Here is a 23,942-nt window from a genome sequence, read left to right on the forward strand (position 1 = left end):
GCCCGCGAAATGGGGGCCAACCCTCTCACCTGCACCGTGCGCTCACGTGAGCGCGCCTTGCGCGGGTACGACGAGCCGACGTGGCGGCGCACGCTTCTGAATGGACGAGGGTAGCCGAAGAACCGATACGAATAGGATAGCATAACTGGCCGAGGATGTGGCGCTCGTTCAGGCTTTTTGCCGCGCACGCAGGGGAGGGGGATCCGGCAACGCTCCGCGCCGAGTATCGTTCGGGCGAGATGGAGGAACACTGGCAGGAAGGGTGCGCTTTGCGTTACCATGAGGACGGTGCTATCCTGCCGGACGTGGAGCAAGGCAAGCAACAGAGGGAGAACCTGTGATGGCCAGGGCCAGTATTGTCTACGTGGGCACAACGGAAGGACTGGCAATCTACAGCGACCCGGGGGGGACGGGGCGCTGGCGACGAGTGGGCCGGGTGCTGGAGGGACAGGCTATCCGCGGCCTGCTGGCCGCAGACGCCCTCAATCTGGTGGCGGCGGTGGACGATGGCCCGCCCCTGCGCACCAGCGATGGCGGGCAATCCTGGGCGCTCGCCGACGCCGCTGACGCCGAGAGGTTGCTGGCACTGCTCAGGAGTCCTGGACCGCTGGTATACACCGCCCAGGGACCGGCACAGTGGCGCGGCGCCGCATCGCCCGACCCCGAAGCGAACGCGCTGGCCCTCCTGGCCGGCAAACAGGAGACGCTGATCGCCGCCCGCGCCGGAGGGTCAATCCTTGCCCGCAGCGAAGACGGCGGCGCGACCTGGAGCGTGTCCACGGTCGAAGGCGGTCTCGATGGCCGCGTGCAGACGCTGGCCCCTGCCAGTTACCATATGGACTACATCTGGGCGGGCACGAGCGCGGGGCAACTGCTGCGCTCCGAGGATCGCGGGCGCACCTGGCAGGAAGCAGGCCGGGAGCCGGCAGCCATCACGTGTATCGCGGCGTTACGGATTGTGGGGCAAGGATAATCGAGCGCACCGACCGGAATGCTCAATCCCCTGAGGCCCATGAGCTGTGTGCCTCGCTGCGCTCTTGCCCCTATCGTTTGCGGAGCAATGTTTTCGAGAACCGCTGAAGCAGGGCTGCGCTTTCCCCACTATTTCTTCAGGCATAAAAATCGGTCACCCCGTCCTGATCAAGGCGTTCAAGCATGCGGCGCAGCCTGGCGGCGCTCTCGGGGAAGGGCGCGGCAGCCAGTTGTTCGTCAGAGACCTGAGCGGCGCGCCCCCACACCCGCGGCTCGAGACCCAGGGTCAGGCTGAGCAGGCCGGTGAGGGCGCGGCGCAGCCGGGGATTATCCTCGCCGCGGAGACGGGGAAGCACCTTCTGTTTGATCTGCGCGTCGAGGGCCTGGGCCGGGGTCAGGGCGCCCGCGGCCTGCTCGATGAAGCGGAGCATCTCACCCAGCGCCCGATAGCCGAAGGGATGCCCGGCCTCTGTCGCCAGGCTGTGCACCGCCACCAGCGTCCGCCAGACATGCTCGTCCACGGCGGCTGCGTGCATCGCCCGGAAGCCCTCCAGGTCCACCTCGGTCAACTCGATCAGATTGGCCCGATCGAGCAGTTTGTCGCTCAGGACAAAGGCGCTTTCATCAACGTTCACCGTGCCGATGATGCGCAGATTAACCGGCAGGCGCACAGGGTTCTGCAGCACGCCGCCGCCGGCCAGGGGCGTTTCGGCGAGGGGGCTGCCCAGATCGAGGAACCCTTCGAGGGTTTCCATTGCCGAAAGGATGGGCGCAAGATAGTACTCCGGGCGGGCCAGGTTCAACTCGTCGAGGCACACATAGTAGAACTGCTGGGGATCGGCGGCCGCCTGCAAGAGGAAGCGCAGAAATGGCGTAGGATGGTAGACGCCGGTGAGCGTATGGTAGTAGCCGAGCAGGTCGTGGGCGTTGTGCCAGTCGGGTTGTACGGCGACGATCAAATAGTAGGGATTATCGCGTCCAGGTGGAAGATCGTAGACGGCATCAGCGTAGAGGCGGGTCAGGCGCGTCTTGCCGACGCCGCTGATGCCGGCCAGAATGACCAGCGGACGGGTCTGGAGGGCGACGTGGTAGGCGCGCAGGGTCAGGTCGGCGATGCGAAAGCCGCGGGCGCGGATGCGTTCGGCGATCACCTCAATGGGCGGCATCTCGTGAGGAGCATACGTGACCGGGCGCTCGCGGAGGCGCGCCGCGGGAAGCGCTGCGCCCGCCTCGGCCTGCTCCATTAATGCCTCGTTCAGGGGCAGGAGATCGAGCACATCGGCGACGATGCGCTGTTCCAGATCGTCAGGCAGGTTCGACCAGGGATAGACAAAGCCCGCCCAGAGATAACCGGCGTTGCGCGCGCCGAGGTAGCGCTCGATCCACAGATCGGGCGTGGCGCCTTCGGGGGCGGCGAAGCGGGCCTGCCCTTCGCGGGCGATGCGTTCCACCAGCGGGCGCCAGACGGCGGGCGCGCCGGCCCAGAGACGCGCCAGATCCTCCTTGCGGGCGCGCCAGAGTTGCAGCCCCACCAGCACGGCGCGGTCGGCCGCGCTCACGGCCACCAGCACTCCTGCGCCGCGCGGCGGCCGGTCAAAGGCCACCCAGTAGTCTTCGATCGGATCGCGCTGCCCCCGGCCACGGTGCACGTAGCGCTGGCTCTTGAAACTGATCTCGTAGAGCGGCCACTGGCGAGGATAGCGCCGGGCAGCCGCCGTCCGCACGCGCTCGGCCAGGGCGGCCAGCAGGGGGTGCAAACGCTCCTGGACGGCCGTCCAGCGTTCGGCGACGCCCGGCGTTGTCAGGGCCGCCAGAGCCTCGGGTGGAAAAAGGGGCGCCATATGGGGATATCAGGGTAGTGTGGAGGTGTGGAGGTGTGGAGATGTGGAGATGTGGAGGTGCAAGCAGACCCACACCTCGACACCTCCACACCTCCACGCCTCTACGCCTCCCCATACACTCAGGCCGTGGGGGGCTTCAGATAGCGTCGATCAAGTGAGAGGCCATTGGCGCCAGGAGCGGCGTCGGAACGCGAGCCGTACTGTTCGTGGAGCATCTGGAGCATCGCCCGCAACTCGGCGCACAGCTCCTCGAAGGTGACCTCGAGCAGATCGGCGTCGTAGAGCGCCTCATCCAGGCTCCAGAGGCGCACCGCGACAAGTGACTGCACGTGCGGGGCGCCGCCGGGATTGAAGGACAGTGTGCCGTCCACCCTCAGCCCGTCCTCATTGTCCACCAGCATGGCATGGAGTTGCTGGAGGGCCTGGGCAATCGCCGGCAGATCGCGCGGTTCGATCTGGGCCCTGCCATTAACGGGCAGGTGATAGGTCACTTCCACATCGAGGGAAGGACCGCCGCGGGCCTGGGCGAAGAGACGTTCGTCCACATAGCGTTCGATGCCATCGAGGGACTCGGCGCCGCGCAACGAGAACACAGTGAACTCGGGCGACCAGCGGAAAGCAATCACCGCACGCAGCGGCGGCTCCTGCGGCCCGCAGTCGTCCACCACCCCGTCGGGCAGACAGGTAATGCTCAGGCTGCGCCCAAGGGCGTGCGTATCGAGCAATTCCTGGGTGTAGGCGATGTTCAGCCCCGTTCGCTCGATGGCGCCGAGCAGCACTGAGACAAAGTTCTCGTAGGTTAGCATGGCAATCCCCGGGTAATGTTATACCTTGTATTATACACGTCTGGAGCGAAGGTGGGGGCGTTCGCCGGAGCGCCCTTTCCAACGGCGGGGGTATGGGGAAACCAGATTTCTGCGGACCATCCAACCGCAAAGGTAAAACTCAATGCGACCCAAACTCAAGCTGCGCGCGCGGCGCGCACTGACCACCCTGACCCACTACGGGATGATCACCCTGGGAGCACTGCTGGTCGCGCTGGCAGTTCGCATTTTTCTGGTGCCGAATGACGTGATTGTCGGCGGAGTGACGGGCGTGGCGCAACTGTCGAGCACCTACCTTGGCACGCCGGTCGGCGGGGTGGTGCTGGCCCTCAACGTACCGCTGATGATCCTCGGCTGGCGACGCCTGGGGGGCTTTGTCTTCGGCATGCGCACGGTCTATGCCCTGCTCGTCATGTCGGTGGCGATTGACGCCCTGGCCCCCTACGCCCGGCCCGTGACGAGCGACCCCCTGCTCTACAGTCTCTACGGCGGGCTGCTCGACGGCCTGGGGCTGGGATTGATCCTGCGGGCGCGCGGCACCGCCGGGGGCACCGACATCATTGCGCGGCTGGTCGAAGCGGGCACAGGGGTGCAGCCTGGCCGCGTGCTGCTGGTATGTGACGTGGTGGTCTTCAGCGCGGGCCTGTTCGCCTATGGCCCCGAGAAGGTGCTCTACGCCCTGCTGGTGGCCTTCGTCAGCAGTCGCACAGTTGATTTCGTGCTCTCGGCGGGGCGCGGCGCGCGGCAGGCGCTGATCATCACCGACCGGCCCGAAGGCATCATGCGCGCCCTGCTCTACGATCTGGGACGAGGGGTGACCCGCCTGGAAGGCGTCGGAGGCTATACTGGCGCGACCCATGCCATTCTGCTCTGCATCATTAACCGCTCCGAGGTCAGCACGTTGCGGGCAGCGGTGGCGGCGGCCGATCCGCACGCCTTTGTGGTGATCAGCGAGGCGAGCGAAGTGATCGGCGAGGGCTTCCGCCCCCTGCGACCGGGGCAGCGTCCGCCTGCTCGCGCTCCGGTCGCGGAGCCAACAGAACGCCGAGGGTGATGGCATTTTGGATTTGGGATTTGGGATTTGGGATTGCCGGTATGGCGTCTCAATGGGACCTGACGGTGATGCGTCTGCACTGTGTGCAACAGGAACCGGTATAACCGGCGGATGTTTTCCCAGGAGAGAGCCGCCCGGCAGGTGGGACGGCCACGGCGCTGCCGGGACATGCGCTCATGCGTTCTGGGGATTGTAACGGATGCCGCCCGCGTGTGGTATAATAATAAGGTTGTGAGGGGGCCAACTGAAGCATTCCAATGCCACGGAACGCCGATCGGTCCGGTAGGCGCGACGCCGTGGAAGAAAGCGCCAGCAATGAACGACAAAAACACTACTGCTCCCCAACCCCAGAGCTACGACGCGAGCCAGATCACCGTCCTTGAGGGCCTTGATGCGGTGCGCAAGCGCCCAGGCATGTACATTGGCCCGACCGACATCAACGGCCTGCATCATATGATCAAAGAAGTGGTGGATAACTCGGTTGACGAGGCCCTCGCCGGGTACGCTAACCGCATTGAGATTACGATTTTTGAGGACGGCTCGGTACGGGTTACGGACAACGGACGTGGCATCCCGGTGGACATCCACCCGAAGTACGGGGTGTCGGCGCTGCAACTGGCCGCCACCGAGCTACACGCGGGGGGCAAGTTCGGCGACGGGGGCTACAAAGTCTCCTCGGGGCTGCACGGCGTGGGTCTCTCGGTGGTGAATGCCCTCTCGGAGTGGATGCGCGCCGAGGTGCGCCGGCACGGGCAACTCTGGGTGCAGGAGTATCGCGCGGGCAAGCCGATCGCCGAGGTGCGCGCCGTAGGCCCCGCCGAGGGCACCGGCACGACCATTCACTTCAAGCCCGATGTGACGATCTTCAAAGATGGCATTGACTACAACTTCAAGGTCCTGGCCCAGCGCTTCCGCGAGATGGCCTACCTCACCAAGGGCCTGCATTTCAAGTTCGAAGATCGGCGCGACGGCCAGGAGGTGAACTTCTACTTCGAGGGCGGCATCGTCTCTTACGTGCGCCACCTGAACAAGGACAAGACGCCGCTGCACAAGCAGCCCTTCTATGCCGAGCGCACGGTGAACGATGTGGCCGTCGAGGTGGCGATGCAGTACACCGACACCTACGACACCGACTCGATCTACGCCTTCGCGAATAATATCAACAACACCGACGGCGGCACGCACCTCTCGGGCTTCCGCACCGCCCTGACGCGCATCATCAATAACTACGCCCGCGCCAAGAACCTGCTTAAGGAGAACGAGGCCAATCTCACCGGCGACGATGTGCGCGAGGGCCTGACGGCGGTGATCAGCGTGAAGCTGAAGGACCCTCTGTTCAGTTCGCAGACCAAGGAGAAACTGGTCAGCCCGGAGGCCGCCGGGGCGGTCGCCACCGTGCTGAACGACGCCTTTGCCGCCTGGCTCGACGAGAACCCGAGTGAGGCGCGGCGCATCATCGAGAAGACCCTGGCCGCCGCCCGCACGCGCCTGGCGGTGCAGAAAGTGAAGGAGACGGCGCGCAAGAGCGCGATGGAGGGCTTCTCGCTCCCCGGCAAGCTGGCCGATTGTTCGGATACCAACCCGGCGCGCTGTGAACTGTACATTGTCGAGGGCGACTCGGCCGGCGGCACCGCCAAGCAGGGCCGCGACCGGCGCTTTCAGGCTGTGCTGCCTCTGCGGGGCAAGATCCTCAATGTCGAGAAGAGCCGCCTCGACCGCATGCTCTCCAATGCCGAGGTGAAGGCGCTGATCACCGCCATCGGCACGGCCATCGGCGAGCAGTTCAGCCCCGATAAACTGCGCTACCACCGCATTCTGCTCATGACCGACGCCGATGTTGACGGGAGCCACATTCGCACGTTGCTGCTGACCTTCTTCTTCCGCCATATGCGCCCGTTGATCACCAACGGCCACCTGTACATCGCCCAGCCGCCCCTCTACCGCATCAAGCACGGCAAGGAGCATCGCTACGTCTACTCCGATGCTGAGCGCGATGCTTACATCGCCAGTCTCCCGCCAGGGACGAAGGTCGAGATCCAGCGCTACAAGGGGCTTGGCGAGATGAACGCCGAACAGCTCTGGGAGACGACGATGAACCCCGCTAACCGTGTCATCCTCCAGGTCACTCTGGAAGACGCCCAGCGCGCCGATGAGACGTTCACCATGCTGATGGGCGATCTGGTGCCGCCCCGGCGCCGCTTCATCCAGACCCACGCGGCCGAGGTGAGCGAGCTGGATATTTAGCGCCAATGCGTCAACCACTTACCCCTGCACGAGCTTATTCATGTCAACCGCTGGGGATAACGGTTGGGTGATGGCCCGCTGAAAACGTTCCTGCAGACTCCTGAACGGCATACGTCCGGGGACGAAGGGAGATGATCGGCAAGGGGCCGTGCGACGTGGAGATCGGATCAGCGCGGTTCCGCGCCGTACAGGTTCTAGCAGGACTGTTGAGGAGAGCAAATGGCCCGTGTAGGGATTTACGGAGCGACGGGGTATACCGGATTTGAGCTGATCAAGCTCCTGGCGCGGCGCCCTGAGGTGGAGATCGCCTTCGCAACGGCGCGCTCGGCGGCGGGGCAGCGACTCGGCGACGTGTTTCCGTCCTTCATTGATCTGCCGCTGGTGAATGCTGAGGAAGCCGAACTGGACGGTGTGGACCTGGTCTTCACCTGCCTGCCCCACGGCGCGCCGGAGTTGATTCCCCTGGTGCGGCAGGCGCTCGAGCAGGGCGTGAAGGTGATAGACCTCTCCGACACCTTTCGCCTGCGTGACCCGGAGGACTACCGGCGGCGACGCGGCCACGAGCACCCCGCGCCTGACCTGCTCGCCAGAGCGGTCTACGGGCTGCCCGAGTTGCACCGCGAGCGCATCCGTGCCGCGCGTCTGGTCGCCAACACCGGCTGCTACCCCCTGACGGCCATTCTACCCCTGTGGCCCCTGGCGCGCGCCGGGTTGATCGCCGACCCGACGGTGATCGTAGACAGCAAATCGGGCGTGTCGGGGGCCGGGCGCTCCCTCTCTCTCCGCACCCACTTCGGCGAGACCCACGAGACTTTCAGCGCCTACAATGTGGGCCGGGTCCACCGCCACCTCGGCGAGATGGAGCAGGAGACTGGACTGCACATTATCTTCGCGCCGCACCTGCTGCCGGTCTATCGCGGCATCCTCTCCACGATCTACGTCACCCTGCGCCCCCACACCAGCCTGGCGGAGGCGCGGGCGGCCTACGCTGTCTTCGCCGATGAGCCGTTCATCAAACTGCTGCCCGAGGGTCGCCTGCCCGAACTGCGCCACGTGCAGCAGACGATGTACCTGGCGATTGGCCTCCAGCCAGTGGAAGCGGAGACAGGCCGCTACATCATCGTGTCTGCGGTGGACAATCTGCTGAAAGGGGCCTCGGGACAGGCGGTGCAGAACATGAACCTGATGCTGGGCTTCCCGGAGACGATGGGGCTGAGCTGAAGAACGGGGGCGGCGCAGGGCAAGCTGTTTGCCCTCACTATCCTTGCGCTTTTAACCACCATTACGCAGCAAGCTGCCGGACGATAACGGCGAAGGTTTCCTGATGTTGAAACTGCTGGCGCAACCAATTGAGCAGATCGACCCGGTGGGCTCGCTCGATGGCGCGCTGTGCGTCGCCAATCGTGACGTGCTGCCCAGTGGTACCGGCAAGTTGGCATCCGCATCGCGCTTCTGCGGTTGACAGTTGCGTGGCGCATCCTGTTGTACCGGATGCAGCGCGATGCGGCAAATCAGCCGAACGTCTGAGCGGAATGGTTAAAGGGCAGTGATGGTATTACCTGTTTCCGAGCCAGCCGCTGCCGGGAAGCTGCCCCTGGCCCTCACCCCGCTCCTGGGCAGACGTCGCGAGGCGCGGGCGGTGCAGGCCCGGCTAAGCGAGGCCCGGCTCGTAACCCTTACTGGCGCGGGAGGCAGTGGCAAAACCCGCCTGGCGTTGCACGTGGCCGGGTCGCTGGCCCCGCGCTTCACGGCCGGCGCCTGGTGGTGCGACCTTGGCCCCATTTCCGACCCGGCCTTCGTCCCTCAGGCCGTAGCTTCGGCCCTGGGCCTTGCGGATGTTGTCCGCTCGCCGCTGGCGGCGCTAATGGCGACCATCGGCCCGACGCCACGGCTGCTGGTGCTGGACGCCTGCGAGCATCTGACCGTGGCCGTGGCCGCCCTGGCTGATGCCCTGCTGCGCGGCTGCCCCGGCCTGCGCGTCCTGGCCACCAGCCTGCAACCCCTGGGCGTGCCTGGCGAGCAGGTCTGGCCAGTGCCGCCGTTGCCCCTGCCGCCGACCAACCTGCCTCCCGCCCGCCTGGCCGAACACCCTGCCGTCGCCCTGTTCGTCGCCCGCGCAATGGCCGCAGTGCCCGACTTTCGTCTCACCGTCGAGAATGCCCCCCTGATTGCGGCCATCTGCCGGCGGCTGGAGGGCCTGCCCCTGGCCATCGAACTGGCCGCGGCCTGGTCCGCGATCCTCGGCCTCGAGCAGATCGAGCGCCGCCTGACCGAGGGTCTGACCATGCCGGAACGGGGGCCAGCGGCGGGCGCGACTGCGCGAGCGCGCACCCTGACGGCGACCTTGGCCCGGGGCTATAACCTGCTGACCACCGACGAACAGCGCCTCTTCCGCTGCCTGTCGGTCTTCCCCGGCGACTTTACGCTGGCGATGGCGGCCGCTGTGGCCGGCGAGGACGAGGAGACGGCGCTGGCGCCCCTGGCAGGGCTGGCCCACAAGTCTATGGTCATCGTCGCCGACCTGCCCGCCCGTGGCCCGGCCCGCTATCGCCTGCTGGAGCCGGTGCGCATCTACGCTCGCGAGCTTCTGGAGGAAGCCGGGGAGGGGCCGATCGCCCGCGACCGGCACCTGGACTGGGCCACGCGCCTGGCCGAGGAGGCGGCGGGCGCCCCGCTGGGGCCGATCTCCGGCGAGGCCATGGTCCGGCTGAAGGCGGAATACGATGGCCTGCGCGCCGCAATGCGCTGGGCCGTCACGACGCGGCAGGTTGAGGCGGGCCTGCGCCTGGTGGTGGCGCTCTTCCGCTTCTGGTTCAACCGCGGGCCGCTCGCCGAGGGACGCGGCTGGGCCGACGAATTGCTCACCCTCCCCGAGGCCGATGCCGTACCACCGATCCTCCGCGCCCGCGCGACCTTCGTTTCCGGCCGGCTGGCCTGCCGCCAGGGGGACGACCGCGTCGCCCTCGCCCGCGGGGCCGAGAGCCTGCGCCTGGCGCAAGAGGCGGGCGACCGCGCGACCGAGGCCCGCGCCCTCGACTTGCTGGGCCTCGTCAACCACGACCTGAACGACTTCGACGGGGCCATCGCCCATCATCGGGCCGCCCTGGGCCTGCGCCGCGAACTGGGCGATGACTACGCCGTGGCCGTCTCGCTGAACAACCTGGGTCTGGTCCACTTTGACCGCGGCGACTATGACGAGGCTGCGGCGAGCTTCGCCGCCGGCCTCGAAGTCGCGGCCCGCGCCGGGGTGGACCTGCTGCCCGCCCTGCAAAACCTGGCCGAGATCGCCCTGGCCCGCGGCGACAGTGAGGCGGCAGGCGCACACACCCGGCGCCTCCTGGCCCTGGCCGAAGCCGCCGGCGACCAGCATTCCCTTGCCACTGCGACGGGCGTCCTGACCTCGATCGCCCGTCTGAACGGCAATCTGACCGAAGCCGCACGCCTGGGTGAACGGGCGCTGGCCCTCTGCCGCCACCTCGACGGGCCGACCTGGGAGGGAGACGCGCTGCGCGAACTGGGCGACCTGGCAGCCACGCAGGGAGACCTCTTGGCCAGCCAGGCACGCTACAACGAAGGGCTGGCCGCCTACGCTCGCGCCGGCTCGACCCGCGGGCGCGGGGTCCTGCTGGCCCGGCTGGCGCTGCTGGCAGCCCGGCAGGGAAATACCGCAGGGGCCCTCGCCCAGGCCCGCGAAGCGGTGACGCTGCTGGCGCCGACCGGGCACCGCCACCCGCTGATCGAGGCGGTGGAGGCGGTCGCCGTCGCCCTGGCCGCGACCGATCCCGACACAGCCGCCAGGCTGCTGACCGCAGCCTCGGCCGAGCGCGAGCATCTGCGCGTTCCCCGGCTACCGCCCTGGCGCGACCTGATACAGCAGACGGTCGAGAGGCTCGCCGCCGCGGTCGAATTGCCCATATCCCTGGAAGCAGCCGCGCGCCTGGCCGTTGGCGAGCGACCGTCCCCGGCGGTAGCAGTGACTATGCAGCCGCCAACACCGGAGCTGCGCGCCCGCGCGCTGGGGCCGGTCCAGGTGACGGTCGGCGGTCAGCCCGTGCCCGCGTCGGCCTGGAACTACCGTAAGGCGTGTGAGCTGTTTTTCTATCTGCTGGACCGGCCCGCGGCGACCAGGACGACCATTGGTCTGGACCTGTGGCCCGACGCCTCGCCAGCGCAACTGCGCAACTACCTGCACCGCAGCCTGCACTTCATCCGCCGGGCCCTGGGCGACGCCGAGCGCATCCGCTTCGCCGCCGGCGCCTACGCGGTTAACCGGGAGCTGCCCCTGTGGTACGACGTGGCCGCGCTGGAGGCCACCTTGCGACAGGCGGCGGCGATGGGCCCGGCCGATGCGCTGTCCCCCGGGCAGCGCGCCGTGGCCATCGCCCTGCTGGAGGAAGCCGTGGGGCTGTGGCGCGGGGAGTTCCTGGCCGACCTCGACCCCGGCGAATGGGCGATCCTGCGTAGGGAGGAGCTGCGCATGACCTACCTGCAGGCGCTGCTCGACCTGGGCCGGCTCCACCTGCTGGACGGCCAGTACGAACGCGCCGCTGCCATCTATCGCCGATGCCTGGCCGAGGACCCCTATCTCGAACTGGCGCAGCGGGAGCTGATGCGTTGTCTGGCGCGACAGGGGGAACGCGGCCAGGCCCTGCGCCGGTACCGCGAGCTGACCGACCTGCTGGCCGCCGATCTCAAGGCCACCCCCTCGCCGGAGACGACGCTGCTGTACGAGCGGATACGGCGAGGCGACGATGTGTGATCTTGCAAGGTGTTTTTAGCTCTCCTTTGTCACTTTGCCCCTGGCGGCGATTGGGAGGTCGCAGGCCCTCGAAGATCTACCCTTCCTGGCGCGGCGCGGCAAAGCCGCGCCCCACCAGGAAGGGGAAAGCTCGAAGGGTATGGTCCCTCCGAACCTCCTCGTAGCGGAAGCTGCGGATATGACAAAGGAGAGCTAATAAGGCGGCAGGCAGGGTGTCCGCTCCCACAAGGCGAAAATACCCGCAAATTCGCAGGACGGATATCGTTAGTAGTCTGTGCACTACTCCCGGTGTTTGTCACCCCGAGCGCAGCGAGGGGTAGCCTGAGGCGAAACGGACATTCACCGGAAGCCGCACAACCAGCTCAGGGACGCCAACGTTCGGAACGTTGGCGTCCCTGTATCTTTTGGCCGCTTCCTCTGTAAGCACTTCTGTAAGCGCACTGGCATAGCCTGGCAGCATGACGTCACCACCCTATCGTCCTCTGCAACAGGAAACCTTCATCGTGCGCCTGTGGCGCGAGGCGGGCAGCATGGTCTGGCGCGGGGAGATCATCCACCTGCCCGACCGCGCGGCCCGCCGCTTCACCTCCCTGGAGCATGCCGTGGCCTTTATTGCTGCCTACGCGCCGGGCATCTCCGCCGAGGCCCCGCCAGCGGACGACGATGCGCCGTTCCAGTAACAGCCGCCAGTGACGGAACGCTGGCATCCGTCGCTGGCGTAGAGTGGCCAGGAGGCGAACGTGAGACACGAATTCGACATGCCCGTGGTTTTGCTCACGGTTCTTGCGGCCCTCGTCCTCGCCGCCTGCGGGGGCGGTCAACCCATCTCACAGGGCGCGCCGACACCCGCGGCCATCCCGCCATCGCCCGCGGCCACAACCCCGGCTGAGCCAGCGACCACGCAACCCGCCGCCGCGTCGGCCCCGTTGACCATCCCCTGCGCCGAGCTGGCGCCTGCCGACGAGCTCCAGCGGCTGATCGGCACGCAGCCAGACAACCTGATGGATACCGTCTTGCCGGGCTGGACCGCCTGCACGTGGTTCTACACCCCGCCCGGCGCCGCCCAGCAGGCCGAGTTCACGGTGCAGGCCTACACCGGTGAGGAGACCCTCGTCAAATGGCGCCTGGACACCGATCCCGCCAACAGACTGCCAGGGGTTGTCGTGAACAGCCTGGCGGACTATGTGCAGGAGGGCTACACCTGGGTCATCCCCGAGAGCCAGTTGCGCGCCGTGCAGGCGCTGCAAGATGGTCGCTACGTTTTCTTGCGCTTCCCCTCCAGCAACCTGGCGTTGAGCAGCGAGGCGCAGATTGCCGACTGCCTGGCCGTGCTGTTCCGACGTCTGCAAGAGAAGGAGTGAGACAGATGAAGCCGATACGCTTTCCGACACGACACCTGACCTGGCTGGCGTTGCTGTTCCTGCTGGCGACCATGCTGCCCGGTCTGGCGCAATCACAGACGCCGCCACGGGCCAGTGTGACCCTCGATGCCTACACCGTGGCGCCGGGGCAGCCGCTGAGGATCACCGGCGCCAACTTTCTGCCCGGGGTGATCGAGATCCGGCTGAACGGCGACGTGCTGAGCTACGCCGAGACCGGCAACGGCAGCTTCAGCCGCACCTTCGATGTTCCGGCCGCTGCCACACCCGGTCTAGGGACGTTGACAGCCTGCTCCCGCGGCACATGCGGCGTTCCCGACCATCCCCAGAACGTGAGCGCCCCTCTGCGCGTGTTGCCGCGGCTGAACGATGTGCCGACGCCACATCTGCGCCGGGCGCTCAACTTCCTGTCCCTGCTGCGCGCCAGCGCGCCGGAGTGGTCGGGCGCGTTCTTCGACAACGTCGCCTACCCCTATTTCCGGCCCGACCTCCCCGCGCCGGCCTACTATGAGTTCGCCGTGCGCTCGGCGACGGGCGCGCCGTCCGGTTTTATCATCGTCAGCACTGGCGAGCATGACTACCCCCTGGCCCACTGGAAGACGGAGGGCGATCCCGTGTCGCGGGGACTGCTGTCGGCAGCGGACGGCCGCGCCCTGACGTTCTACAAGCTAGATACTCTGACCTATGGTGCAGAGACGCCGGACGGCCAGCAACTTATCCGCGCCGAGGGCGCCGAGAACCCCCTGCTCAAGATTGTGGGCCTGGAGGGGGTGAACCTGAACAGCTTGCACGGGACCTTCGAGTGGACGCCAGGACCCGATCCGGCTAACCCCGGTCCCGGCACACTGGTGCAGACCGGCCTGACGAGCACGCCAGCGGGCCTGGCACTGGCGGAATGGGAAAGCTGGCCGGAGCTGAAGGCGGGCTTTGCCGCCAACTACGCCCCGATTCTGGCCGTGCGCCGGCAACATGCCAGCGACGACTGGGAGACCGTGCGCCAGTGGGAGCAGTGGGGCATCTCACTGCTGCCCGGCGAGTCGTTCACCGTGTTGGCGGCCGGCCCGGTCACCTGCGATCTAACGGGACCGGCCGCAGGGCTGGCGCGGATTGAGGCCATCGGCAATGGCTGCCGGGTTACGCTGCTGGCACCGCCCGCTGAGATTACGCCGTTCGAGGCGGTGCTGGCTACCCAGGCCGGCCAGACCGAGCGGGTGCGCTTTCTGGCTGCCGCGTTGATCGCGCAGGTGTATTTGCCGCTGATCAGGAGCGAGGGCCAGCCCGGCCGCGCGTCCCCGGTTCCAGCGCAGCCACCCGCCGAGACGGCGACGGCTGGTCCGGCCATTACCCACAGCGTTCAGGTTATCCAGTGGCACTTCTGGGAAGCCGATGGCGGCTTCGCCGCGCAGCGGTTGTACCGCCAGATCCCGCCCTACACCTGGCCGAACACCAATAGCTGCTGGAGCGGCTGCGGCGCCACGGCGTGGGCCATGCTGTTCGGCTGGGTGGATGAACGAGCGGCGGCCGGTAATCCGGGCTGGGTGAACAAATGGGGCGTCTACCGGCAGAACGGCGGCGTCAACACCCCGAACGTGGTTGCGCCGGTGGTGGTGGATGGCGGGGTCAACAATATGCAGATGGAAATCCGCAGCTACATCGGCGGCTTCTGCCTGGGGTCGGCCGGCCCGACCTGGCCCTGGAACATGGGCGGGGCCTACCTGTACCCTCAGAAGCGGGCCTCGGCCTGGATGGCCGTAGTGGGAGGCCACAACTTCGTCGTCAATGAGTGGCGGCACATCGCCAACGCCATTGAGTTCGAGAAAACGCCGGGCATTATCCTGACCGGCTCATTCGCTTCGGCGCATTACCCGCTGGCCTACGGCCTGGCCCAGGCCTGGGTGCGCCAGTGTGGCTGGGACCTGTTTAAGGGCAATCACTGCGTGAACAAATGGGCCTTCCCGTACTTCAGGATCAACCCCGGCTGGGGGCCGAATTCGTCGGCGCTGGGCAGCTTCGTACCGGCCGATACCAGCTACTGGGGTACGGTCAAGGGGTGCTACTACTTGTCTGGCCGAGGCTGGGTGTGCCCATGAGGTCTGGTTATTGGAGAAAGGGTCAGGGAGGCTGCGCCCCTCCGTGGCCTCCTCGCGGACACACGTGCTACACCAGCGCCTTCTCGGTTTCGCGGTCAAAAATATGCATCTTCTCCATATCGAGAACCACCTCGAGGATTTCGCCGGGGCGGGCCGTGGTGCGCGGGTCAAGCCGCCCGATGAACTCCCGGCCACTGTTCTCCACATAAGCATAGACCTCGGAACCCATGGCCTCGGTCAGGTTCACCTGCACGGTGAGCTTGGCGCTCTCGTCCACCCCGCGAGCCACGTAATGAGCGTCGTGCACGTCTTCGGGGCGAATGCCGAAGTAGATGTCCTTCCCGATGTGGGTGCCGACTCGCTCCACTTTTGACCGCGGCACAGGCACGATGAAGTCATTGCCGACCACGACGCTTACGCCGCCGTTCAGGCGCTCAAGGCGGGCCGCGAAGAAGTTCATCGAGGGGCTGCCGATGAACCCGGCGACGAACATGTTCGCAGGGTGGTCGTAGAGGTGCTGGGGCGTATCCAGTTGCTGGAGAATGCCGTCACGCATCACCGCGATCCGCGACCCCATGGTCATGGCCTCGGTCTGGTCGTGGGTCACGTAGATGAAGGTGGTTTTGAGGCGCTGGTGCAGCTTGGAGATCTCGGCGCGCGTCTGCACGCGCAACTTGGCGTCGAGGTTGGAGAGCGGCTCGTCCATAAGGAAGACGGCGGGGTCGCGCACGATGGCCCGTCCGAGAGCAACGCGCTGCCGCTGGCCGCCGGAGAGGGCCCTGGGCTTGCGGTCGAGCAGGTGGCCGATGGAGAGCATCTCAGCGGCTTCTCTGACGCGCCGGTCAATCTCCTGCCTGGGCACCCTGCGCAGTTTCAGGCCAAAGGCCATATTATCGTACACGCTCATATGCGGGTAAAGGGCGTAGCTCTGGAAGACCATGGCGATGTCGCGGTCCTTGGGCGGCACATCATTGACCACCCGGTCGCCGATCCAGATCTGGCCGTCGGTCACCTCCTCCAGGCCGGCCAGGCAGCGCAACGCCGTGGACTTCCCGCAGCCCGAGGGGCCGACCAGCACAAGAAACTCGCCATCAAGAACATCAAGATTGAGGTCCTTCAGTACGGTGACCTCGCCAAACCGCTTCCAGACATGATCGAACTTGATGCCGGCCATACGGGCAAATCCTCCTCTGGATATTGTATGCATCCGTCGCAGAGACGGCCCGGCGGGCCGTCTCTACCCGTGGCGTGGGGGCGGAGCCGTGGTGCGCCGGATGATCAACCGAAGGCCGAACGGGGCGTCGGGCGCAGCGTCGTCACGCCGTTCCACCAGGAGCGCCAGCCGCCGCGCCAGCGCCCTGCCCAGGGCCCGCCGCGGGGCCCGCAGAGTGGTGAGCGGCGGGTCGGTATGGGCTGCCAGCGGCAGGTCGCCCATGCCGACAAGCGATATATCACCGCCGACGGCAAGCCGGGCATCGCGCAGGGCGTGCATGGCGCCAAAGGCCAGCGCGTCGCCAGCGGCAAGCACCGCGGTTGGCGGTTCGGGCAACGCCAGCAGTTCCTGCATCGCGGTGATGCCACCGTCCTCGGAGATGCCCGCTTCGATCACCAGGGCCGGGTCAGGGACCAGGCCGGCGGAGGCCAGAGCCTGTAGGTAGCCCTCGGTAAACGGCTCGCTGGCCGCCAGGTCCGAGGGCAGGGCGATCAGGGCAATGCGCCGGTGGCCCAGGGCCAGCAGGTGGCGCGTGGCCTCGCGGGCCCCGCCTTCGAGGTCGTAGCCGAGCGCCGCGCACCCCGGCGCGACGGACGGGCCGGCGCAGACGCAGGGCGCTCCCGCAGCGACCAGACGCGCCGCTCGCGCATCGTCAACCCGCGGCTCGAGGAGCACCAGCCCGTCCACGCGATTGGTCGCAACCAGTTCCAGGGCCAGCTCGGCCTCGGCCACCTCAGGTTCGGCGGAGGCCAGCAGGAGACCATAGCCGAGCGCCGCGGCGCCCTCGGCCAGACCAGCCACCAGTTCGGCGAGGGCCGGGTCGGCCAGGCCAGGGGAATCGGCGGGCAGAACCAGGCCCAGGGTACGGGCGCGGGTGCGCAGGCTGCGGGCCGCGTGGTGGGGGCGGTAGTTAAGAGCTTCCACCGCCTCCAGCACCCGCTGCCGCGTAGCCTCGGTCACCGCGCCGGTGCCGTTCAACACATACGACACTGTAGCAGTGGAGACCCGCGCGCGCTGCGCGACATCCTTGATGGTAGCCATTGCTTAATCGTTTAACCTGGGAGACGCTCACACGGAGTATACTAGCGGCAGGGTGAGGATGTCAAGGCGGGATGGAGGCGCATACGCAGCAACTCCTTGACAGCAAGCAGTCCGCAATCTACACTGCCATCACGCCAGGCAGAACTCAAGACAGCCCGCACACGAAGACCACGATGGGGATCAAGAGTAACGATAAGAGTTTGTGGTGGTATTTTGCCGTTGCCTACGCGTTTACGTGGGCATGCTGGATACCCAACGCTCTGGTAGCACACGGTGTCGCTTTTCCTGCAGGGTGGACTGCTTTTCTGGCCGGTCCTCTTAACCCTGCCGCCTTCGGCCCGTTCGTTGCCGCCTTTACGCTGACGTTTCTCCAACAGGGCGCCAGAGGCGTTCTCCAGCTCTTGCAACGGGGGATTGACTTTCGCTTTAAGAAAATCTGGTTGGCGGCAATCTTACTTCTGCCTTGCGTTCTCTTCGGCGGGTCTATCTGGGTTGCGGCGCTGGCGGGCTTCAGACCGATTGACCTCTCGGTCGTTTCCAATCCGCCTTATGCGTTGATCGCCTTTTTCGTCATTCTCTTCACCGCCGGGCCGCTCCAGGAAGAGTTCGGCTGGCGAGGTTACGCGTTGCCGCGCCTGCAATCTCGCTTTAACGCTCTGGCTTCCAGCATTATCCTGGGATTCTTCTGGTGGTTATGGCATCTTCCGGCCGTTTTCATTCCTGGCAGGTTCATGACAGACAATCTCGTGGTTTTCTTATCGCTGCTGGTTGTTATTACCCTGGCGTCTATCCTGTTCACCTGGATTTACAACAACACCAATGGCAGTATTCTGGCGGCCATCCTGACCCACAACTCGATGAACTGGTCTATCTGGCTAGCAATGCCAGACATGAAGATGGATCTGGCTGCCAGCGGATTTATGATCGGCTTTCTAGCGATAGCAGTGCTGGTTATCATCAAGATATGGGGGGCGGAGCATTTGTGTCGTGAACACGGGCCAGCACAACTCCAGGCAACACGCCTTTGAACCGGACGTCGCTCCGCCGCTTCGCTGCGCCGGCTGGAGCGCGAGCCATGAACCGGCAGCAGGCCATGAACACTCGTCGTTGATCCGGCTCCCCGGCAACACCTGCCCGAATCATGCTTACCGGCGGCATTCGTACAGCGCCAACCCCTCCTGACCAGGCCCATCCTGCGCAGGAGAAACCTCTTTCACCACCGCACAGGAGGAAGCCAGCCAGGCGGTAATGTCCGGCTTGCTGTCTTTCCCTCGGCCATAGAGCACATAGCGCAACTCATCCCTGGCGACCAGCGTGGCCAGATCGCGGGCGGTCGCCACGTTGTCCTGTCCGCTAAAGCCGCCGATGTAGAGCACGGGCCGCCCCGTAGCGATCACGTAAGGCGCGCCCTGTTGAGCAGAGGGTGTCGCTACCAGATAGCGCACGTCACCGGTGTTGGCTTGCAGGAAGTCCATCAAGGCGACATCCGGGCCTGGACGGGCAGGAAAAGCTCCCTGATGGCCTCGACCCATATACGCCGTGGGCAGGCGGTTATCCGGGCTATGCAGCACGGTCATGACGCTCCAATAGGCGGGGATGACGAGCATCGCGCTGAGGATGAGACCATACGCCGCCCGTCTCGAAAGGGGCATAAAGAAGATCCCCGCCCCCAGCAGGAGCACCGTTCCGAACATCCACCACGAACGTTCATTGTATTGCGAAGCGGCGAACAGTTGAAAGCCCGGGGTTATTAGAACCACGAGGATCAGTCCCGCTATGGCCCGGGGCATACCTGTGTTCCAGCGATAGAGTTGCGCGAAACCGATCCCAACCAGGCCACCCAGCGGCGGTGCCAGCATAATGGTATAGTAGGCGTGAAAAATGCCCGACGTCGCGCTGAAAAAGATCAGGCAGACGAGCAGCCAGCCGCCCCAGAGGATCAGCCCCTTGTGGACGCCAGACCGGACGGGAAGCCGTATTGGCGCTCCGAAGAGCGCCAGCGCCATGCTGATGAGCGCAAATGGCAGCAGCCACGACATCTGCTTGGAGAGAGGCGCGACAAAGAAGCGGAAGACGCCGGGCAGACCGGTCTCGTCGCGAAAGGGGACATTGCCGATTCGTCCGTTGGCCGCCTGACCGTTCTGCGGAGGCCTTGCCTCAGGAGCACAGACCAGTTCCGCGATAGCGGGAGGAGTAATGCACGTCCCGCCAATCATCTGCCCGTTGGGCTGGATGAACGAACAGGGCGCGCCCCAAGTCCGCCCGAAACACGCTTCAAGCGCGGCGGGAGGCAGTTCCCGAAACTGGCCGACCAGTTCTTGCGGGCGAATCTCCGGATTGACCGAGGGATCGGCCTGTCCATTCCTTCCTTGCGTTGCGTTCAACGGGGGCGGGGCATCGGGATAGGGGAAGCGGGCAGGCGAGGCGTCAGAAGGCGCCGCGTTTCTTGCGTCTATGACCGCGCCCAACCGCGCCGCAGCGTTGTGTCCGAATATCAATCCCATCACGGTGTTATTGCCGCTGGAGCCAATATATGGTCGTTTTTCGGGCGGCGTCAGATCCACTGCCACCGCCCACGCAAGCGAGACCGCCACAAGAAGGAGGGTTGCCGCGCCGAGATGCAGACTCTTTCTAAGCCAGGTTCCTCTTGCGCCGAAGAAGTACAGCGCGTACAACGCGGGCAGCGGCAGAAAGGCTTGCAGCATTTTGATATTGAAACCCAGGCCTACCAGGAAGGCCCCGAGCAGAAGCCAGCGTGCGTCGCCTGACTCAGTGGCGTGGAGGCAGGCCCATGCCGCGAGCAGAAGCGTGAAGACCAGCATCCCGTCCATGGTGTTGTTGCGGTTAGTGGCGATGAACACCGGGGTAATCGCCAGCGTCAACGCGGCCGTGACGCCAGCCAGCTCGCCCATGTGTGTTTTCGCCATCTGGTAGAGCACGCCAATGCTCAGGGCTCCCGCCAGGACGTTGGGAAGAATGACGCTGAACCCACTCACGCCCAGGAAGTACGCGAAGAGCGCCTCGACCCATAGACCCAGCGGGGGTTTGTCCACCGTCACCGAGCCTCCCGGCTCGGCCGCCACGAAGAAGAAGTTGCTCCAGGATTGCAGCATAGCGTTAACCGCTGCGGTATAGTATTCGTTGGCATAGCCGATGGAACTCAGGTTGACCAGGTGCAGGGCCGACGAGGCGGCCATGAGACCGCCAACGATGAGCGCGCCGAGGCTCACTCCGGGCATGATCCTGTTGCTGAGGAAAGAGTTTTGGAAGACGAAGGGTGCGCGCATTATAGGCTTGCTCCCGGATGGTGCGGCGGCGCATATTCGGCACCGGGACAACCACGCACGTCCGGGAGCCGGGGAGGCTTGCCCTCGAACGCTGACGAGGGCAAACCGCCCTGGCTCCCAGGAGAAGCGTGAACACGTACAACCATACCCTACCCCGAATTAAGCACCACCACCCGCCCGGCGGCGGCGCGGCTCAGCCGGTCGCGGATGGCCCGGGCGAGGCCGCGCTCGCCGAGGTCGCGGGCCAGAATGCAGTCGGGATGCCGGCTGTCAAGGGCGCGCAGGGCGGCATAGAGGCGCCGCGCCACGACGTCGAGGGCCGCAGAGGGGCCGAGGGGTTCGATGTCCGCGCCAAGATCGGCGAGCAGCGCCGCGTCTTCGTCGGGCACCAGCAGCCCCACTCGCCGCCCGGCGGCGCGCTCGGCGGCAGCGCGCTCGCGCAGCCAGGTCCGCGCGGCGTCCGCGGGGCCGATCACCAGCCACAACGGGCTGTGCGGAGCGTAGTGGCGCTCCAGCAAGCCCGGCGAGCGCAATGGCTCCGCTGTCGCGCTTCGGCTCTCCACGGCCACCTCGCCTAGATGGGCCTGAAGTTCTTCCAGACTGACTCCACCGGGGCGCAGCACCGTCGGCGGAGAGCGCGTCAGGTCAAGCACGGTGGACTCGACCCCGATGGGTGTCGGTCCGCCGTCAATTACCGCGGCGATGCGCCCGCCCAGATCGGCCAGCACGTGCGCGGCGGTGGTGGGGCTGGTATGGCCGAAACGATTGGCGCTCGGCGCGGCGATCGGCGCGCCCGCCGCGGCGATCAGCGCCTGCGCTACCGGGTGCGCCGGAACGCGCACGGCCACCGTCGGCCCTCCGGCGGTTACGGCGAGGGGCACCGCCGGGCCGCGTTCCAGCACCAGGGTCAGCGGGCCGGGCCAGAACGCCGCAGCCAGCTCCTGCGCCACGGGCGGCACGGATGCCGCGACCCGGGGCAGATCGGCGGCATCGGCCAGGTGGACGATCAGCGGATCGTCGGCGGGGCGACCTTTGGCGGCGAAGATCGCCGCCACCGCCTCCGGGTTGAGGGCATCGCCACCCAGCCCGTAGACTGTCTCGGTGGGAAAGGCGACCAGTTGCCCGGCGCGCAGCAGGGCCGCGGCGGCGGCGATGCCAGCAGCGTCGGGATGGAGGATCTGGGTTTCTATACTCATAGAGGGCTTCTCAGAAAAGCTGACGCAAGGGCGCAGAGACGCAAGGCGTTGGTGATACTGATCTTTCGAGACTTTGCGCCTCTGCGCCTTTGCGTCACTACCGGCGGTTCAGGCGGGGAAGCCTCAGTACTCTGTGAACGAAGTTTTTCGGCAACGCCCCCTCCCCAACCCTCCCCCGCTGGGGGAGGGAGTCCGGCTCCTCCCCCCAACGGGGGGAGGTTGGAAGGGGGGCAGAAAGGCAAGGAAACATCGTTCACAGCCTGCTCAGTTCCGTGAGAAAGACTGTAGGATTTATTGTAACCCTTAGCGAAGAAACTGCACACCCGTGGGAGGGCTGTCAGGGCCGTTGCAACGTCCACCACGTTTGGCCCTTATCTATTCACCCCTCACCCCCCGACCCCTGACTATGATACAGGGGACGCCCTCCGGCCGCATGAGAAGGCAGACCTCGCAGATCCATGCCCAGCCTGACCCGCCCCGCGCGGCGCTACCTGTTCCACGCCGCGCTTCTGACCTCTGGCCTCGCCATCAGCGGCCTGTTCTACAACCTGTTGCTGGTGGAACTTGGCTATGACCGGCGCGGCGTCGGGCTGCCTCTGGCCGGCAAGACGCCGCTGCTGGGGCTGCTCAACAGCCTGCCGGTGCTGGCGGCTGCGCTGAGCAGCCTGCCAATCCTGTGGGCGGTGCAGCGGATCGGTCTGCGCCCCTCGCTGATCCTCGGCGCGCTGCTTCACACTGTGGCGCTGCTGGGCGTAGCATTGTGGCCAGATCCGGCCCCATTGCTGCTCTGCGCCGCGTTGAGCGGCCCGGCAGCGGTGCTCTTCCAGGTCAGCGCCGCGCCCTTCATGATGCGCCACAGCCGCCCGGCTGAACGCGATACGCTTTTCGCCCTCAATGGCGCGCTGCTCATTGGCGCGGCGGGCCTGGGCAACCTGATCGGCGGTCCGCTCCCAGGCCTGGTCTCCAGCGTCCTGGGAGTGCCGCCGGGCGCCCCGGCCTACCGCGCCACCTTTGCCATTGCCGCGACGCTGGTCACCCTCGCCGCGTTGCCGCTGCTGCTGCCAGCGGAACCGGCCTGCACACCGCAGCCCGGAAAGCCTGCACCGCTCGGCGCCAGCGGACTGGTCCGTGCCGCCTTCAGCGCCTGGCCCTTCACCCTCTCGCCGCTGCTGATTTCCCTCGGCGCGGCGCTGCTCATCCCCTTCCTCAACCTCTACTTCCGCCAGCGCTACAACGCTTCCGATGCCGCTCTGGGCATCATCTTTGCGGCCATCGGCGTCGCCACCGGGGCCGCTACCCTCCTGGGGCCATGGCTGTCGCGACGCTTTGGCAAGATTGGCAGTGTTGTGCTGACCCAGGCCCTCTCCATCCCGTGCCTGCTGCTGCTGGGCCTGGCGCCCACGCTCTGGCTCGCCGTTATGGTGGCTCTGGCCCGAGGATCGCTGATGAACATGTCCATGCCGATTTATGAAGCCTACGCTATGGAACGCACCCCCGAGGCCGCTCGCCCGACGGTGATAGGACTTATCGAGGGCGCCTTCTCCGCTGGATACATTATTGGTCCGACCGTCAGTGCTATCGTGCAGCAACGCTACGGCTTCGGCCCTCTCTTTGTCGCCACCGCATGCCTCTACGCCTGCGCCGTCGTCGCCAATACGCTTTTGTTTCTGCGCCCCCGGCGCAGGTGAGGTGACCATGCGCCCCCACGCGCCATGTGCTGGAGAGCCAGGCTCTGCCGGTCCTCCCACAACCCACGCCGGTTGGTGCGATGTGGAGAAACCGGGGGTTCTCCGCGCCCCGGCCCGCTGGGAGCGGAACACCGCTCCCCGCCCGGAAGGGGTTTAAGGGCGGACAGAACACCCGAGCGAACACCGCCGCTATCGCATTGAGACAGCCCCGAGCACGGCGCTGGCCGCCCCTCTCCCGCGTGCGGGAGAGGGGCAGGGGGTGAGGGTGAAACGGCGCATCCCAACGCCGTGAATCACATCTGCGCTCATGCGTTCTGTCCGCCCTTAAACCGGGAGAGGCGGGGGGGCAACGCC

At 66.3% G+C, this 23,942-nt stretch carries 17 protein-coding genes; 11 read left to right on the forward strand and 6 right to left on the reverse strand.

What is annotated here, in order from left to right; all coding sequences use genetic code 11:
* The first annotated feature begins 340 nt into the window (after positions 1-340).
* Positions 341-973 carry a hypothetical protein gene (locus tag NZU74_09640; GenBank protein MCS6881584.1) on the forward strand — a complete coding sequence of 211 codons (633 nt, stop codon included), beginning with the start codon at positions 341-343 and terminating at the stop codon, positions 971-973.
* Between the two features lie 136 nt (positions 974-1,109).
* Here the strand turns inward: NZU74_09640 and NZU74_09645 are convergent, their stop codons facing one another.
* Positions 1,110-2,813 carry a GTPase gene (locus NZU74_09645; GenBank protein ID MCS6881585.1) on the reverse strand — a complete coding sequence of 568 codons (1,704 nt, stop codon included), beginning with the start codon at positions 2,811-2,813 and terminating at the stop codon, positions 1,110-1,112.
* A gap of 119 nt (positions 2,814-2,932) precedes the next feature.
* Complete coding sequence (locus NZU74_09650) at positions 2,933-3,619, reverse strand: hypothetical protein (protein MCS6881586.1); 687 nt, start codon at positions 3,617-3,619, stop codon at positions 2,933-2,935.
* Positions 3,620-3,761: 142 nt separating this feature from the next.
* Between NZU74_09650 and NZU74_09655 the strand changes: the two genes are divergently transcribed.
* From NZU74_09655 to NZU74_09690, 8 genes are all read left to right on the forward strand, one after another.
* Positions 3,762-4,691, forward strand: coding sequence for a YitT family protein (locus NZU74_09655; protein ID MCS6881587.1), 930 nt, complete (start codon positions 3,762-3,764; stop codon positions 4,689-4,691).
* 315 nt (positions 4,692-5,006) lie between these two features.
* Positions 5,007-6,935, forward strand: a complete 1,929-nt coding sequence (gene gyrB, locus NZU74_09660) for a DNA topoisomerase (ATP-hydrolyzing) subunit B (protein MCS6881588.1) — start codon at positions 5,007-5,009, stop codon at positions 6,933-6,935.
* Between the two features lie 219 nt (positions 6,936-7,154).
* A complete protein-coding gene (argC, locus tag NZU74_09665; protein ID MCS6881589.1) occupies positions 7,155-8,156 on the forward strand; it encodes an N-acetyl-gamma-glutamyl-phosphate reductase in 1,002 nt (333 codons plus the stop codon).
* A gap of 103 nt (positions 8,157-8,259) precedes the next feature.
* Positions 8,260-8,397, forward strand: coding sequence for a hypothetical protein (locus NZU74_09670; GenBank protein MCS6881590.1), 138 nt, complete (start codon positions 8,260-8,262; stop codon positions 8,395-8,397).
* Between the two features lie 87 nt (positions 8,398-8,484).
* Positions 8,485-11,694, forward strand: a complete 3,210-nt coding sequence (locus NZU74_09675; GenBank protein ID MCS6881591.1) for a tetratricopeptide repeat protein — start codon at positions 8,485-8,487, stop codon at positions 11,692-11,694.
* A gap of 458 nt (positions 11,695-12,152) precedes the next feature.
* Positions 12,153-12,374 (forward strand): hypothetical protein, encoded by a 222-nt coding sequence (locus NZU74_09680; GenBank protein MCS6881592.1) that lies wholly within the window; start codon positions 12,153-12,155, stop codon positions 12,372-12,374.
* A 60-nt stretch (positions 12,375-12,434) separates the two neighbouring features.
* The gene (locus NZU74_09685) at positions 12,435-13,055 is read left to right on the forward strand and encodes a DUF3558 domain-containing protein (protein ID MCS6881593.1); all 621 of its coding nucleotides are present in this window, start codon (positions 12,435-12,437) and stop codon (positions 13,053-13,055) included.
* Positions 13,056-13,060: 5 nt separating this feature from the next.
* Positions 13,061-15,163, forward strand: a complete 2,103-nt coding sequence (locus NZU74_09690; protein MCS6881594.1) for a hypothetical protein — start codon at positions 13,061-13,063, stop codon at positions 15,161-15,163.
* A gap of 67 nt (positions 15,164-15,230) precedes the next feature.
* On the opposite strand, the gene NZU74_09695 is transcribed toward NZU74_09690, so the two are convergent.
* Both NZU74_09695 and NZU74_09700 read right to left on the reverse strand, forming a co-directional pair.
* Positions 15,231-16,337, reverse strand: a complete 1,107-nt coding sequence (locus NZU74_09695; GenBank protein ID MCS6881595.1) for an ABC transporter ATP-binding protein — start codon at positions 16,335-16,337, stop codon at positions 15,231-15,233.
* 63 nt (positions 16,338-16,400) lie between these two features.
* Complete coding sequence (locus tag NZU74_09700) at positions 16,401-17,417, reverse strand: LacI family transcriptional regulator (protein ID MCS6881596.1); 1,017 nt, start codon at positions 17,415-17,417, stop codon at positions 16,401-16,403.
* A gap of 71 nt (positions 17,418-17,488) precedes the next feature.
* Here NZU74_09700 and NZU74_09705 point away from each other — a divergent pair, with 71 nt between their 5' ends.
* Positions 17,489-18,445, forward strand: a complete 957-nt coding sequence (locus NZU74_09705; protein ID MCS6881597.1) for a CPBP family intramembrane metalloprotease — start codon at positions 17,489-17,491, stop codon at positions 18,443-18,445.
* Positions 18,446-18,562: 117 nt separating this feature from the next.
* Here NZU74_09705 and NZU74_09710 read toward each other — a convergent pair whose 3' ends face one another.
* Both NZU74_09710 and NZU74_09715 read right to left on the reverse strand, forming a co-directional pair.
* The gene (locus NZU74_09710) at positions 18,563-20,656 is read right to left on the reverse strand and encodes a glycosyltransferase family 39 protein (GenBank protein ID MCS6881598.1); all 2,094 of its coding nucleotides are present in this window, start codon (positions 20,654-20,656) and stop codon (positions 18,563-18,565) included.
* A gap of 197 nt (positions 20,657-20,853) precedes the next feature.
* Complete coding sequence (locus NZU74_09715; GenBank protein MCS6881599.1) at positions 20,854-21,900, reverse strand: L-threonylcarbamoyladenylate synthase; 1,047 nt, start codon at positions 21,898-21,900, stop codon at positions 20,854-20,856.
* A 458-nt stretch (positions 21,901-22,358) separates the two neighbouring features.
* Here NZU74_09715 and NZU74_09720 point away from each other — a divergent pair, with 458 nt between their 5' ends.
* Complete coding sequence (locus NZU74_09720; GenBank protein MCS6881600.1) at positions 22,359-23,588, forward strand: MFS transporter; 1,230 nt, start codon at positions 22,359-22,361, stop codon at positions 23,586-23,588.
* The last annotated feature ends 354 nt before the right edge of the window (positions 23,589-23,942 follow it).

It is taken from the genome of Chloroflexaceae bacterium (assembly GCA_025057155.1).
In the GTDB taxonomy this organism is placed as follows: Bacteria; Chloroflexota; Chloroflexia; order Chloroflexales; family Chloroflexaceae; genus JACAEO01.